This window comes from Streptomyces scabichelini (assembly GCF_011045015.1).
Classification (GTDB): domain Bacteria; phylum Actinomycetota; class Actinomycetes; order Streptomycetales; family Streptomycetaceae; genus Streptomyces; species Streptomyces scabichelini.
The window spans coordinates 1-1,304 of record NZ_JAAKZY010000463.1 but is presented as its reverse complement, the minus strand read 5'-3'; the positions used below and the strand labels follow the sequence as shown (position 1 = coordinate 1,304).

Here is a 1,304-nt window from a genome sequence, read left to right as displayed (position 1 = left end):
CCCGCAGGCACCATGGACCCCGCCGCCCTCGACAAAACCCTCAGCGAGCTGCCCGGCCCACTCCTCGTGGCAGCCACCGCAGGCACCACCGACGCCGGACTCATCGACCCGCTGCCCGCCATCGCCGACCTGTGCCACACCCACGGCGCCCGTCTGCACATCGACGCCGCCTACGGCGGAGCCCTCCTCTTCAGCGACCGCCACCGCAGCAAACTCCACGGCCTCGCCCGCGCCCACACCGTCACCCTCGACCTGCACAAACTCGGCTGGCAGCCCATCGCCGCAGGCCTGATCGCCGTCCAGGACCCCGACGACCTCCGCGTACTGGCACACCACACCGACTACCTCAACGCCGACGACGACACCGAGGCCGGCCTCCCCGACCTCCTCGGCCGCTCCCTGCGCACGACAAGACGCCCCGACATCCTCAAAATCGCCGTCACCCTCAAAACACTCGGACGACAAGGACTTGGCGCGCTCGTCGACCAGGTCTGCGCCCACGCACACGAGCTCGCCCACCTCGTCCAGGCACACCCCGGCTTCGAGCTCTACGCACCGCCCACCATCAGCACCGTCCTGTTCCGGCCCACCCACGCGACCGACGACGCCGTCGCCGACGTACGACGAAAACTCCTCACCCAAGGCCACGCCGTCCTCGGCCGCGCCCGCCCCGACGACCGCCTCTGGCTCAAAGCCACCCTGCTCAACCCGCACACCGCACCCGGCGACCTCGCCGCGCTCCTGAAACTGGTGGAAGGACACACCCCCCGATGAGCCCGACGTCGGCCCACGCACACCACGAGCCCGAAGCACCCCGCGACCTGGTGGGCATCGGCATCGGACCCTTCAACCTCTCCCTCGCCGCCCTCGCCCACCCCCTCACCGAACTCGACACCGCCTTCTACGACCGACACCCCGCCTTCGACTGGCACCCCGGCCTCCTCATCGACGGCGCCACCCTCCAAGTCCCCTTCCTCGCCGACCTGGTGACCCTCGCCGACCCCGCCAACCCCTGGACCTTCCTCAACTACCTCAAAACCCGCGACCGCCTCTTCCCCTTCTACTTCGCCGAACGCTTCCACATCCACCGCGCCGAATACGCCGCCTACTGCCGCTGGGTCAGCGAAAACCTCCCCGGACTCCACTTCGCCCACCAAGTCGACGCCGTCCGCTGGAACCCCGAACGCGACCTCTTCGAAATCGACTACACCCACCTCGACCCCGACGGCGAAACCCACGGCCGCACCCACGCCAAGAACATCGTCCTCGGCATCGGCACCGCCCCCCACGTCCCCGAACCACTC

2 protein-coding genes are annotated in these 1,304 nt (G+C 69.4%); both read left to right on the top strand.

Annotation, left to right across the window (positions count from 1 at the left end):
* Positions 1-774 (top strand): pyridoxal phosphate-dependent decarboxylase family protein (locus G5C60_RS50690; RefSeq protein WP_165271087.1); only part of this gene is annotated, 774 nt, incomplete at its 5' end.
* Positions 771-1,304: SidA/IucD/PvdA family monooxygenase (locus G5C60_RS50685; RefSeq protein WP_165271085.1), on the top strand; the 534-nt coding region annotated here is incomplete at its 3' end. The genes G5C60_RS50690 and G5C60_RS50685, both read left to right, overlap by 4 nt.